This window comes from Paenibacillus sp. MAEPY2 (assembly GCF_000499205.1).
Taxonomy (GTDB): domain Bacteria; phylum Bacillota; class Bacilli; order Paenibacillales; family Paenibacillaceae; genus Paenibacillus; species Paenibacillus vandeheii.
Genome location: NZ_AWUK01000011.1, coordinates 117,678 through 132,379, shown reverse-complemented (window position 1 = coordinate 132,379; position 14,702 = coordinate 117,678). Strand labels below are relative to the sequence as shown.

The window sequence follows — 14,702 nt, the reverse complement described above, 5'->3', positions numbered from 1 at the left end:
GACTGCTCCATACATCAATAGATCGACATAGTCATGCCGGCGAACCAACCGCCGGCATGCTTGCACAAATATCGATCCTAAGGCGTATTCAGCCCCACATCGTCGGCCCCGAGCGGGCGATTCAGTAGAGGCGCGCCGGAATATTCGTCCGCCCCCACATCTGCTGTCACCCGCATTTGACTGTCCATATCCGCCGTTACGAACACGTATGTCCCCACAGTTGCATCAATTGCCGGGCTGTTCGCGGACAGTTTCTGAATGCCGCTCACCGCAGTCAGCAGCGGATTGATATTTCGGATCTGCTCCGAGCTGCGCGATCTGTTGTTAACCGTGCTGCCAAACCCGATGTTGCCTTGGAACAGCGTATTCGTTGTCGCCGCCTCGTAATAAAGCGTGCCGGTGCTGTTGTATACGATATTGTTTGCCACGACGGAATCCTGCGGAGCATACGCTTTGCCGGAGCCGATGACGATACCCGTTTTGCTGTTTACAATCGTATTGTTAACGATAAGCGCCCGGTAAACTTTCCATTGTTTGCGCAATTCTTCGACCGTCGGACTTGGAGGGGAGCCTCCAGTACCGCCGTCGAAGTCGCCGTTAGGCAAGTAGATTGCTTCGCCAGTCAAATTCTCAAAGTAGTTGTTATAAATCTTATGGTCATTGCCGAACATCCGGATGCCTTCCTGATCCGACTCCACGCCGTCCCCGAGGAAGAAATTGCCATATACGCTGTTGTTATGGCCATGCCGCAGCGTCAGGCTGCCCTTGGACGTGCGGAATGTATTGAAGCGCACCGAATTGCTGCTGCTCTTGACCGATATGATTTCGGGCTCTCCATCGCAATTCTGAAATACATTGTATTGGATCGTATTATAGCCGTTGGAGAGCGTAAGACCCGACAAGCCGAGACGAATTGTCTCTTTGCCGTTAGCTACCCATGGGCCTACATCATGGAAATAGTTGTATTCGATAATATCGTATTGCGAAATTTGCCCTGAGCCGTCCTGTCCTTCGTAAGCGATTAGCGGTTCGGTGTCGCTCTTCAATCCGAAGTCGTTCCGGTCGATGCGGTTATGATGGCTGTTCGTGCCCCGCACTTGCAGCCACATCAGGCCGCTCCCCGAGCTTGGAAGCGCAAACGTATTACGGGTCAGTCGCGCATGGTGCGATCCTTCCAACACCACTGCGCCATTGCTTGTGTTCGTAAATTTTAATCCGTCCAGCACCACATGCGAGGAGTTCTCGACCCGGAAGCCTGACGCTCCCGAGATGATAGCCAAACCGCGGTTTTTTGCTTTAATGACGATTGGCGAGTTGGCAGTGCCGTTTTTGTTCTGAACAGCAAACGGGCTTGTACGTGAATACGTGCCGTTTGCCAACACAATCGTTTTCCCTGCCGTAGCGGTTGCAAGCTCGGCAGCCAATTGCGTGGAAGTGCTAACTTCGACGACCGTCCCTTCGCTACCGATGCCGCTTGAATCGCTACCGTAAATTTCGACCTCGGCAAAGCTGTTCCAGGCGTTCACCGAGTTGCCGTGGCCAACAATACGAACGTAGCGGACGGGAGCAGCATCGGCAAAATCAAACGTCTGCAAGCTGTTGCTCAGACTGCTGACTGCTCCCGAAAGCACTGTACTGAAGTTGTAGCCATCATATGAAGTCTGGATATCAAAAGCGAAAGTTCGCTCCGCCCCGTTGGTGAAGGCGATCTTCACGTATTCCACGCGCTTGCTCGATCCAAGGTCGTATTGGACCCACTCCCCCTCGCCACTCGCTGACCAGCGCGTGTTAAGATCGCCGTCGATTGTATACGCGACGATATTGCCGTCATCTCCGCTGGCCATAAGTTGTGGCACGGTAATCGCCAACTTGCTTGCTCCTGGCGGATTTCCGCTCGCGGTGCCGTAGAGTTCAACTTCAGAATAGCTGTTCCACAGGTTGGAGGAATTGCCGTGCCCAACGATCCTCACATAGCGGGTAGAATCGACATCCGGGAAATCGAACGTTTGGAGACCTTCCACAAGGCTGCTCACCACTCCGCTGCTGACGGTCGTAAAGGTGGAACCGTCCGTAGACGTCAAAATATCAAAAGTAGAAGTACGGCTTGACCCATTCAGAAATGCAATTTTGATGTAAGACACTTTGCGATTTACGCCCAAATCGTACTGGATCCATTGCACGTCGCCATTCGCCGACCAACGTGTTAAGAAATCGCCATCTACCGTGTTGGCTGGAACGTTGCCGTCATCTCCGCTCGCCGTCACGTCGGAGCTGCCAATTGTGAACTTCGTATCAGCCGCCCTCGCCGTACCTGGCATTAACGCAACCAGCATACAGATCAAAATAATGAACGTCATACTTTTGGTTCCCATAATTCTTTTTCATCCTTTCCATTATGAAATGATGGTTATTGAATCATTCCCTTCGTTCCGTCCGGCACCTCCTCTCAAGAACACAGAAGCCGGGAGGAGCTTCCTGTCCTCCCGGCTTCGTGATTACGGCCTTTGATCCCGCTTAAAAAACATGCTGGCTCCAGCCTTTGCTCTTCGCCAAAGCTTCAATATAATAGTAATCGCCGTAAATCAGCGATACGTTGATGTTGGTATTGACTGGCTTATGACCGGTTGCGCCGAGCAGGATGCCTTCATACTCCGGCTTGTCGAGCGCACTGTAGTTGTTCGACAGCGAGCGAAGAATGCGCGTGGCCGCGCGCTGATATAATGCAGCTTCCTCAGGAGCCACCTGCGACGCGATATCGATCAAGCCAGATGCTGCGCAGCTCGCCGCCGAGGTGTCGCGCGGCTCGTCCGTCAAGTCGGTCGCCGCACGGAAATCCCAATGAGGCACATTGTCTTCCGCCAACGCACTGATGAAATAATGCGCCACCCCCTTCGCCGCATTCATGTAACGCACTTCTCCCGTATAGCGGTAAGCGCAGCTCATCCCGTAGAGAGCCCAAGCTTGACCCCGCGACCAGGACGATTGCGGCGCGAAGCCCTGTCCGCCGTCATAACGCTCCACTTCGCCCGTCTCGGGATCGAAGATAACGATATGATGCACCGAGCCGTCGTCTCGGATGAATGAGCGAAGCACCATATCTGCATGGGCAACCGCAATATGCTTGAAGCGCGGATCATCGCTTTCTTCACTCGCCCAGAACAGAAGCGGTAAATTCATCATCGAATCGATGATGGACCAACCCGTCTGGTTGCGGGGCCAGGCTCGAATGAACTGTCCTGCCGGGTTGTACCTGCCCGCCAGATAGTTGGCGGCGAACAGCCCGCGCCGCCGAGCGTCCGGGTCGCCGGTCAGTTTGTAGCGGATAACCGATGTCGGCAGGAACTGAAAGCCGACATCGTGGTGGAAATGGTTGTCCCGCAAGTAACATTGCTCCATGCGTTCGTCCCAAGGCTCCGCCTCCTCCCTATAACGTTGCTCGCCGGTCATATCGTACAGAATCCATAGAATGCCCGGCCAGAAGCCCGAAATCCACTGATCCACCTTGATCTGATCATATTTGCCCGCCGCCGAAACATGCGGCGCTTCTGTCCAGCCCGCTTCGATCATATGATCAACTTTAATCTTCACTTTATCCCACCAAGCCGTCAGCTCGGATGGTTTCAGTTTCATATTTTCATTGCTCATCTCTGAATTCCACCCCTTTTCCTAACCTTTAATGGCACCGATCAAGGCGCCTTTCACGAAATATTTTTGCAAAAACGGATAGACCAGAAAAATCGGAAGGGTCGCTACCATAATCGTGGCGTATTTCAATGTCTCGCCCAATATGATGATCTCATCTTGGGAGGCTCCTTCCGCCATGGAGTTTGCCTCTCCAATAATCAAAATTTCTCGCAGGATCAACTGCAATGGATACAGCGACCGATCCTGAAGGAAGATCATGGCATTAAACCAGGAGTTCCAGTGGCTTACTCCGTAATACAGGCCTACCACTGCAAGCACGGGCTTGCATAGCGGCAGGAAGATGCGGAACAGAATGCTAAAGTCGTTGGCGCCGTCGATCTTGGCCGACTCTTCCAGCGCATCCGGCACTGCCTCGAACGATGTTCGCATGATAATGAGGTTAAATGCGCTTATTGCGGTAGGTAGGATCAGCGCCCACAGTGTGTCTGTAATGCCCAGCCCTCTGACCAGCAAGTAGAACGGAATTAATCCACCGCTGAAAAACATGGTAAACACGATAAACAACGTAAGCTGCTTGCGATATTGCAGCGTTTTTCTGGACAAGGCGTATGCGGCAAAGGAAGTAAGCAGCAAATTGAGAGCCACGCCTACAATGACAATAAATAACGTGTTGCGGTAGCCGAGCAGGATCATCGGATTGCTGAATACCGCCCCATATGTTTCAAGCGAGAAGCCCAGCGGCTTCCAAAGAATACCCTTATGTCCCATCATCAGCGCTGGTTCGCTGAATGAAGCAAATGCCACGTATAGAATTGGGTACATTGTTACAATCATGAGCGCGGATAAAAACAGCGTATTGCAAACCCGGAATAAACGTTCACCCAAGCTTACTCGCATGCGAACCCTCCTCTACCACAAACCCGTATTGTTCAACTTCCGACTTATCCAGTTGGAGCCGATAACAAGCCCGAAGTTAATCACGGAGTTGAACAATCCGACAGCGGAACTGAAACTGAATTGAAAATCTTGAAGCCCGATCCGGTACACATACGAGGAAATGACATCCGCTGTAATATAAGTGGTCGGGTTGTACAACAGAATAACTTTCTCGAAGCCAACGCTCATAATTCGGCCAATGTCCAGGATGAGCAATATAAAGAAAACGGGGAGCAGACCGGGTAGAGTAACATGAAGCATCTGCTTCCAGCGTCCACCCCCGTCGATCTTGCAAGCTTCATATTGCTCAAGATCGATCGCAGACAGAGCGGCCAAATAAATAATTGTACCCCAGCCTATATGCTGCCATATATTCGACGAAACGAAGATTGTCCTGAAAAAAGAAGGCTCCAGCAGCATCGTAACCCGCTCACCGCCGAAAAATGCGATAATATCGTTGATGACGCCGTCACTGCTCGTAAAATCCTTGATCATACCGCAAATAATGACAAGCGAAATAAAATGCGGCAAATAAGTAATCGTCTGAACCGAACGCTTGAACAGTGCATTTTTCACCTCATTTAGCAACAAGGCGAGAATAAGCGGAGCGGGAAAACCGAAAATGAGATCGTACAAGCTAATCATCAGAGTGTTTTTAAACACCCGCCAAAAATACATCCCGCCAAAAAAGTCTTTGAAATGCTCCAGACCTACCCACGCGCTGCCCCCAATTCCAAGCCGGGGGTTAAAATCCTTGAACGCAATAATTGAACCGTACATCGGGATATAATGAAAAATAATGAAATATAACAAAACAGGAGTAAGCATCATGTACAAATATTTGTTCTTAACCATGTCTTTCGCGATATTAAGCGGCAGACGACCGACATGCGTGACTTTGCTGCGTCCCAGCTTCAACTGAGCCATCTCCTACTCCTCCTATCCACATCCAGCATCATCGGAAGGGGATGGCTGCACCATTCCCTTCCCCCCACGGCAGCCTGCAGCCAACCGTGGGACGATACATGGAGTTATCTGTTGTTGTAGCGGTCCAAGGCGCCTTGATAGATGTCGATTACATCGCGAATCCCCATATCTTCCAGCTGCTTCACAAAGCTGTCGAACTTGTCGAGCGGTTCGTTGCCCATTACAAATTTGATGAACATTTCTTCCAGATACGTGTTGATTGCCGTCATCGTCTGCGCTACCTTCTTGCTCTCATCTACAGTAGGCGTAATGAACGCGGGCAAAATATGTTTCGCCGCATCGGTCTCCGACCAAATCTGGACCGCCTCGTCCTGTTGTGGGAACGTGTTGGTCGTTTTTTGCTCATGCATAGGAAATGGACCGTTCGGAACCGTATATTGCGCCAACATCTGCTGTGAAGTGTACTTATCGTTTTTTACGATCATATCGGTAAATTTCGGAACGCCGTTGTCCATCGTGTAACTTTCGCCTTCAACGCCGAAGTTGTACACCATGGTCCCTTGCTTGCTAAATGCGAAGTCCAGCCATTTTACGATCGTTTCCAGGTCTTTCGCCGATGTCGTCACAGCCGCGCTTGCTTTCGGGTTATATTTGAAATCGAGCTGTCCGGTGAACGGTTTTTCGCCTGCTTTCAATACCGGATAAGGAGCCGCTACGAGATCAAAAGCCGGATTTTGGGCTTTGCCGGACTCCAGCCATTTGCCCATGCCGCCGCCCAGCAGGAAAACGGTCGCACCAGACTCGCCGTTCAGAATCCGCTTATCCAGCGTGTTTCGCTCGACGATCGGGAAGTCTTTATCAATCAGCCCTTCGGAATACCACTGGCGGAACAACGTCATAACATCCTTGTATTGCGGATCTAACGGGCCGTATTTCACCTTGCCTTGGTCGTCAATATAGAAGCCATGCGACGTTTTATATGCCCCGAAGAACGCGTCCTGCAAATTCATTTTGTTCGCGTATAGCGCCGTCAGCGGTGCTACAGCGCCTTTTTTCTCTTTGAATGCTGTCAGAACCTTATGCCAATCGTCTATCGTTACAGGCAATTGCAGCCCCAGCTCATCCAACCAATCTTTGCGCAGCATGGGTCCGCGGAAGACTAATCCTTCCGCGTTGCGCACCATCGGGAAGACGTAATATTGTCCACTATCGGTTTTCACCATTTTATCCAGCTCGGGATTAGCATTCAGCATCTTCTTCAGATTAGGCGCATATTGGTCGATCAAATCGTTTAGCGGTACGATAACCCCGTCTGAAATCGCCTTTTCCGGTCCACCCGGATAAATACTCCAGTCGTACTCCAGCACATCCGGCAGCTTGCTGGAAGCCAGCAACAAATTAAACTGCTCTTCAGCTTGACCGTCGGTCGGGTGGATGTAGTTCACTTTCACGCCGGTAGCTTCTGCAATCGCCTTCCCGATCGGCGCTTCCGCCAAATTCGTTGTAAATGTAATCAGATTGCCGTTGATTGGAGCCCAGTACGAGAAAGTATCTTTCGTATCCAGCGGATACACCGGCTTATCCGATCCCTCGTTGCCTTTGCTGACGGCGCTTTGAGTCGGCGCTGTCTTATCCTTGTTTCCGGAGTCCCCATTACTGGAGCATGCATTTAACAACAATGAAAGTACCATTACGATCCCCAGTGTGAGCTGCAGCCTTTTACGAGTTTTGCCGTTGCGATTTTTCGCCACTTGAGCCCCTCCGTTCTTTTCGTCTCGAATAAGTTGGTTTGAATACGCTTTCAACATAACGTTAATCCGGTGCCTCAAGCCATCGTTAAAACCTAAAATATACTTCATTTCCTCAAAAATGAGGGTAACAAAACCGCATGTTTGCCACTTTTTCTTGAAAAGAAAAGCCCGAAAGCTACTTGACTTCCCTGTAGCGCCCGGGCGTTATCCCTTCAAACTTTTTGAAGATGCGGTGGAAGGTATTCACATCGTTGTAACCAACCTTCAGCGATATTTCGCTGACCGTATATTCCCCGTCGGTAAGCAGCAATTTGGCCTGCACCAGCCGCGTCTTGTTTATATAATCGAGTAGAGACTCGCCGGCAATATCCTTGAACAGTTTGGAAACATACGACGGCGTCATGGAGAAGGCTTCCCCGATCATCGATATGTTCAGGTTCTCGTCCTGGTAATACTCGTTGACATATTTCATGACCTTATCAATTAGCGGATTGCTGCAGTATTCACGGTTATTATTAACGTAGTCGCACAGAAGCTCTAGCATATCGTAAAGCTGGCTGCGCATCTCCCCTACCGTCTGGCATTGCATCAGGCGTTCGATGGCGCGCACTCCGTCAGGCATATCCGGCTTGCCCGCGATGCGGATTTCGCCGATTACTTTTTGCAGCGTAGCCATTAGATCGAACATGAGACATTTGGTTGTATGAAAAGGAAACGGCTCCGTCGTCACATTTTTCTGAATGATCTCCCCGACGAACACTTTTGCCTTATCGAGCTGCCCCTCGCGAACCATAACGATCAATTGCTGCTCGGCCTTGAGCGGATAAAAATAACCACCTAGAGCAGCCCCCGGATTGTCGTTGCCGCTCAGGTCCCCATAATGAATAATGCCCCCGCTGCCTGCAATGATACGATATTCCATCGCCTCGATCGCTTCCTGGAACGCCTGGAAGATGCCATATTCGCCCTCCTGTTGTGCGCTGATAGCGGCGGTCAACTGGACATGGGCATGATTGGAAATGAACGACATCGTTTCTTCCGCGATGTGCCTCAGCTCCCCACGCTGCTCCGCCGGCGATGCAAGCTGATGGTTGACGATGCAGGCGAGCAACTCTTGGTCCAGCTCTACCGCATAGGCGTTCACTGACTTTCGCGCGACCTCCTCGACCACGTTGGCGATCAGAAAGTGCAGCAACCGCTTGTTATGGACCTGATCCTCATTCTTCCGATGGAACTTGCCGAAATGCTCGATGCGCAGCAAAATAACAGAAAATCCGCCCAGCGGGAAACGCAGATCATAAGCTGAGAATGATTCGTACAACGGGATATGGCTGTCGAGTTGCCCCTTGAGCAGCCGCTGCAAAAAGTGCGATCTAAGTGTATTGTTATGCTGATTCAGCTTGTAATGAAGCTCCTCCTTCTCGTGAAAGGTACTGCTCAGCGCCTGCTCCAGAAACGAGTATTCATTGGAGCCGCGATCAAAGGTAAAACCCGCCTTGAACGACAAGCTCTGGATCAGCGCATGGATCGGCAGGTAGTTCCGCTTGAGGAGCCAATACGTCACACCACCGCCAACAATAAGACAAAGCAAGATGCTAGCGATCGTCAATTGCTCTACCACGTTCATCTTCTGGTGATATACGTTCGTCGGCAGCGTCATCACATATTTCCATCCCGTAATGGAAGAGGTTGTGTAGGATGCAACAAGCCGGCGACCGGCAGTCTTCATCTCAAGTTGTCCCGATTCTTCCGGCATATCGCCGTATAGTAGAGCAGGTTCCGACAGCGACTCGCCCGTAGACGCAATGATCCGGTTGTCTTCATCCAGAATAAAGATCGTACCTTTCTCAGGCGCCGAAGCTTGCTCCAACAGCTTGCTGCGGTCAATCATGAACAGTAAGACAGTTCCAGGTTGATTCATGATTGTTGAGTTTACATTTTGGGCATACATGACCGTGGGCCGCCACTCATTCTCTTCAGACACAACAACGGAATGATAGCCTTTAATGTACCATTGGTCAAAATATTCTCGAAACGACTGGAACGGCATATGCTCTTCAAGACGAATATGGTCGTATAACGCTTCGATGTTCATACGGTTGTTGCGGGCGATGACCGTATCGCTATTTTTGTAGTAAATATAAATGCCTTCAAGAAAATCGTTAGCGATTTCGTATACGCGCAAATCATTAGCGATTTGGTATATATCGTAGTGGTCTGAATCAGACAAATTGGTATCGGCCGAAATAAATGCTCCGATTCGCCTGTTGAGGCTCACCTCGAGGCTTAGATTCTCGATTCCTTTGAACTGGCCATCTATGGCTTGCTCCATCTGAAGAAGAATAGATTGGTTGGCACGGTTAATTTCAGCCTTTACAACGTTCAGCGTCGCGCCGTATATAACGCCGCTGATCAGAATGGGCACGAGCAGCACCGAGACGTAGGAAAGCATCCAGGTCAGGAATACGCTGCGATTTTTATGCCGGAGCTGCTTAAGATAGATTGTCCACCGGTTTCGAGTTTGGGCCATAGGTTCTCCTCCATGTTAGCTTTAGTCGGAGTCGGGACCGACATCAATTCTTGTCAGAATAGCCGGACAACGAATATTCGCGACATCCGCTTTATGATTGTTAATACAAATCGCCGGAGACGGCCGGTATTCATAGATGGCCGGCTGCTCCTTGCCGCATATTTTATTGTAAGCGATTACACATTGTTCCGGCGCATAAGGAATCCGCTTGCCGAGCGTAATGCCGTGTCGACAATTGACAATCGTATTATTCACTACATTGGCGCGATAGACGCGCCAATGTTTCCTCAGTTGCTCCTGCGTCGGCGCCTCGGGATAGCCGTCCGGTCCACCATCGTAGTTGCCGCCGTCAATGAGCAGCGCATCCAACGTCAAATTTTCCATATAATTATCAAAAATGTGATGGTCGTTGCCGTAAATGCGAAATCCGCCCATTTCTTTCTTCACGCCATCGCCGATAAACACATTATTATGAAAGCGATTACCATGTCCGTGACGCGCTGTCACTTGGCCGGCGGAGTTAAGGAATGTGTTGTACCGAACTGTATTATAGCAGCTTTTTACCGATATAATCTCGGGCTCTCCGTCGCAATTTTCAAATAGGTTGTGTTGAATTGTAATATAGCCGTTCGAGAGAGAGATGCCGGACAGGCCGAGCCGAATCGCTTCAAGCCCATTCACGACACGCGGGCCAATATGATGAAAATAATTATATTCAATGACATCATGCTGTGAGATTTGTTCACCGTCGCCATCAAAAATAACGAGCGGTCCGAGGTCTGCTTTTGGCCCGAACTCGTTGCGTTCGATCCGGTTCCAGCCGCTGTCGCTTCCCATCACAGACAGCAGGCTATACTCCGCCCCAACCTGTCTCGGCTCAAATCTATTCCGCGCAATCCTCACATGCCGCGAACCATCCAGAATGATAGATTCGCGCTGCTTGACCTGGAAATGTAGCCCCCATACCTCTACATAAGCAGAGTTCAAGATGCGTATACTTGATTCTCCAGCTATCGTCGCTTTTCCTTTATTTATAGCGCGAATGCTTAATATTGCGGTGTCCGATCCCACTTTACCTTCAATAATATAATCTTCATTCCGGTCGTAAACGCCGTCTGCCAACAAGATCGAAGAACCAGGTTCTGCCCGGCCAATGGCTGCCGCCAACTCGTCGCTACTCGCTACCCAATAAATAGTAGTCATTTTCTCACCTGCTTCCTATAGAATAGGCGGATATGATCCGCAACTTCGCAACCTCTATTATGAAAGATACGTTTCCCATGCCATAGTGTAAAAAAATGAAGCAATCATTAAAATGTAAACTGAGTCGAAAATGAGCGGGGAATATCGCCTTGCAAGCTGTAAATCGCAACCTGCCGGTGTACAATAAATGAGAAAGGACGTATCCCGACATCAAAATCGTGGATACGTCCCCATTGTTGTTGCCCGCTCTCCCACCCGCTTACCCGAAAAAGAAGTACGCAACCTTCATCTCTTCTTCTTTCAAAAGCAACTTTTGTGCCGCTTCGAGCAAAGGCGTACGGTCATAGACAAGACTTTTCATCGCTATTTTGCCATCGGTAATCGTGAAATAGTGCGCTTCTTTCGACGGATCGTCGCGACGGCGGTAGGACACGCTTCCCGGATTCAGCCACAAACTGTTGTCACTCAAATAATGAATGCATCTGCGATGTGTATGTCCGAAAATAATACGGCGACCTTCTTCGGCCCCAATTGTACTGCCGTTGCGTTCCGCCCAGAAAGCATCGTACTTGGGCAAACTATCAATCGTCAAATAGTTTTCGTACAGATGCTGCATTGTATAGCTATAGCCGTCCATCTCAAATGTGCGGTAGACAGGTATGCTTTCGAGGAAGGATATTTCCGCTTCGCCGAGCAGCCTTGTGTTGTAATGTGCCCACTTGATCTCATCCTCCGCCACATCATGGCCGCTATTTCCGTTTCGGTACAGGTCGATAATAATGTCGTCATGGTTGCCGCGAACGCAAATTGCATCATTCTTATGCACCCATTCGATAACTTCCCGCGGGAAAGGCCCGTAGTCTACAAGATCTCCCGCGCAATAAATTACGTCACAATCGGGTTCTGCCTTACGGATCGATTCCAGCGCTTTGACGTTGCTGTGAATATCCGAAATAATTAAAGCTTTCATACGATTCAACTCCCTAAGATTCAATATTCTCAGCAGTACCGTCAACACATCCGCCCACGTAGCTGTATCACCTGGCATGAAATGTCCCGCACCCGCACCTCAATGATTCTCGCGGCAGACACCAAGGAGGCAGCCTGTCTTTCCCAGTCGGGGGTGTCTCCGCTGTCCGCAAACCACTGCGGCGCAGCGACGCCGTCCACAACATTGGCCGGGACGTAATTGGTGGCTGGTCGCGACGAAATGGCCGTAACAGAACCTGCATGTAACCCTATCTGACCATTCCCGTCAATCGGTAGCCTTCGGACAATATTCAGGACTCTCCCTCCTTTATATAAAAAGATGGAACCTTGATAAATCCCCAAAAGCTAAAATTGCCCTCAAATATTCCAACTTCTTATCTACAATTTCTGGAATGGACATCAAATCTTAAAAAAAGTCACTCTTATGATCGGTATGTTTGGATGAACAGCCGCTACCACAACTAAATAATCTGGCCTAGGAGGTTCTATTCTTACTTTCAAGTAGAGCTTCCTTTCGTTTGAATTGAAGCAATATGGTAAACCACGCTGTTTTACTTAAATTTGCTAATTTATTCTTCTTAGATGCTACGTTATTTATGTTACTCCTGCCTTTAAACAAAGCGCCCAGCACTGTGATAAGAATCAATCATATTTTTTTAAGTGAGTGTTATTGGCGGCGCAATGTTAATGTATTCTCTCATTCATCTCCCTTTTCATTTTTAGAATTGTTCAGCTAAAGCTCGGCAAAACAGTAATGTATGTTCATTTTGGTTGTCTCGCCGTCGACTCATCCGAAATGAGCATAACTATAAACGCGGATCAAATTCTCCCTCACCTTGCTTGCAAGAAAGATATTGATAATAATCGGTTAAGTCGATAAAATGCGTCCCGGTTGGTATGCTCGTATAGTCTTATCGAAGTAAACCCAAGTCTAAAACGAATGTCGTTGAACAACAGTACCCGATTACACCTAAGAGCCTCTCTTTTATCGTCTCCAAGGCCATTTCAAGAAAAACAAACCACTTTACCGCTATGACCATGGAGGGTTAACCACCAGGAAATGAAGAAAAACCGACCACTTTTTCATGGCCGGCTCTTCTTCATTAAAACCTTATAGATATCGCCAACTTATGTCTCTTGTGCAATAGGTGCGTTATTCGGCGCTTTTTGGTTCATGATCGGAATCATGACCAGTGCGCCAAGAAGAAATAATAATCCTGCACCACCATAGATCGTACTCAGCGAAAAGGCACCCTTTAACGCGCCAGCGAAAGACATGGAAACGACCATCATGCCAACGAACATCGGATTCAGAACCCCATTCACCCGGCCGACAATCGAAGCCTCTGACCATTTCAGAATCATTGTGCTGATCCCAATATGAATACAAGGGAAAACAAGTCCATTCAGAAATTGAACGGTCAGGGTCAGCGGAACGCTTGTCGAATACCCTACAATAGCTGTGCAGACTCCGCCTGCGATCATACCTATCGCAAGAAGAACCTGCGGTGGAACCCGCTTGGCGAAGACGGCTACGATTCCGCCACCAATCAGCATAGCTGCACCATTCACCATTAGCAGATATTGCAAGAACTCCTCGCTTCTGCCCAGCCGTTCCGTTACGATAAACAGGTTGAGCGCTTGGGCTACGCCAACAGCCAGTCCCGCGAGAATAAACGCAAGTCCGAGCATCCGCAGTACTAGGCTTTGCCAAACATAGCGGAAGCCTTCAATGAATTCTTTACGGAACTGCCCTTTTACAGCGACGGTTTGAGCCTGCATACGATCTTCTGGCAGACGAATAAGAACGAGTGCAGAGAGCAGAAAAACCAAGCCCATGACAGCGATCGATATTTCAAGCCCAAACGTGCTGTAAACGAAGGTTCCGAGCATAGGACCAAGCACCATGAAGATGGCCATCAGCGATTGGAATAGAGCCATCCCTTGCTGAAGCTGTTCTTCGGGCACATGATATTTAAACAAACGCATACTTGAAGGTTGAGAGAACTGCGAAAGAATAGCCGAGATGAATGCGACAAGGTAAACGGAGTGCCAAGAACCGTAATGTATGGTCAGAAGTACTACAAATACCGATACTGCGGATAATAAATCGCACCAGATCATCGTTCGCTTCGGCCGCCAGCGGTCGGCAAATGTACCTCCGATGAACGAAAAAACAAAAATTGGTGCGAATTCGGCTACGCTGATTAGCGAAATGGCGTATGGATCATTGTTTGTTCTATCCGCAACGTACAGGAGAATCGCGAAATTACGTACCCAAATGCCAACCTGCAGGAGCACGCTTGATAATAAAATCGTCTGCAGGAACCGATTGCGAAACATGCTTGGTACATTCATGTTTTTTTCGTGCCTATCCAATCTTTTCAACCTCCAATTTGTCCAAAAATATTCCCATTTCGAGTAAGATATGACTCTCCTTTCAATTCCTAATTATACGGACTTCCTCATTGTTGACCTCATACTAAAGACTGAATTTTCAGAGTGCATGTCCATTGTTCTTGTTTTAATTTCTATAGGAACGCGCTAAACTGCCCGGTAGTTGAATAAAAGCAGCCGATTACGACCCTCAGCTCCTTCTTGATTTTATTTATCTATCTGTCTATCTATCTCTTATCCCGTTAGCATTATCTAAACTGCTAAGTTAACAGAAAACTGATGTAAAGCACCGGTATCCCTCTAAACATTAGAATTCCTTGGTT

9 protein-coding genes are annotated in these 14,702 nt (G+C 49.0%); all 9 read right to left on the bottom strand.

The window, feature by feature from the left end; all coding sequences use genetic code 11:
- Positions 1 to 77: 77 nt before the first annotated feature.
- Complete coding sequence (locus tag P364_RS0110080) at positions 78 to 2,372, bottom strand: chondroitinase-B domain-containing protein (protein ID WP_024630012.1); 2,295 nt, start codon at positions 2,370 to 2,372, stop codon at positions 78 to 80.
- A gap of 142 nt (positions 2,373 to 2,514) precedes the next feature.
- The gene (locus P364_RS0110075; protein ID WP_024630011.1) at positions 2,515 to 3,645 is read right to left on the bottom strand and encodes a glycoside hydrolase family 88 protein; all 1,131 of its coding nucleotides are present in this window, start codon (positions 3,643 to 3,645) and stop codon (positions 2,515 to 2,517) included.
- Between the two features lie 21 nt (positions 3,646 to 3,666).
- The gene (locus P364_RS0110070; RefSeq protein WP_024630010.1) at positions 3,667 to 4,542 is read right to left on the bottom strand and encodes a carbohydrate ABC transporter permease; all 876 of its coding nucleotides are present in this window, start codon (positions 4,540 to 4,542) and stop codon (positions 3,667 to 3,669) included.
- Positions 4,543 to 4,554: 12 nt separating this feature from the next.
- Complete coding sequence (locus P364_RS0110065; protein WP_029880893.1) at positions 4,555 to 5,436, bottom strand: ABC transporter permease; 882 nt, start codon at positions 5,434 to 5,436, stop codon at positions 4,555 to 4,557.
- Positions 5,437 to 5,612: 176 nt separating this feature from the next.
- Positions 5,613 to 7,259, bottom strand: coding sequence for an extracellular solute-binding protein (locus tag P364_RS0110060; protein ID WP_024630008.1), 1,647 nt, complete (start codon positions 7,257 to 7,259; stop codon positions 5,613 to 5,615).
- 175 nt (positions 7,260 to 7,434) lie between these two features.
- Entirely contained in the window at positions 7,435 to 9,789 is a 2,355-nt protein-coding gene (locus tag P364_RS0110055; RefSeq protein ID WP_024630007.1) for an AraC family transcriptional regulator, read from the bottom strand.
- A gap of 21 nt (positions 9,790 to 9,810) precedes the next feature.
- Entirely contained in the window at positions 9,811 to 10,992 is a 1,182-nt protein-coding gene (locus P364_RS0110050) for a polysaccharide lyase 6 family protein (protein ID WP_024630006.1), read from the bottom strand.
- A gap of 259 nt (positions 10,993 to 11,251) precedes the next feature.
- The gene (locus tag P364_RS0110045) at positions 11,252 to 11,962 is read right to left on the bottom strand and encodes a metallophosphoesterase family protein (protein WP_024630005.1); all 711 of its coding nucleotides are present in this window, start codon (positions 11,960 to 11,962) and stop codon (positions 11,252 to 11,254) included.
- A gap of 1,148 nt (positions 11,963 to 13,110) precedes the next feature.
- Positions 13,111 to 14,340, bottom strand: coding sequence for an MFS transporter (locus P364_RS0110035; RefSeq protein WP_029880889.1), 1,230 nt, complete (start codon positions 14,338 to 14,340; stop codon positions 13,111 to 13,113).
- Between the last annotated feature and the right edge of the window lie 362 nt (positions 14,341 to 14,702).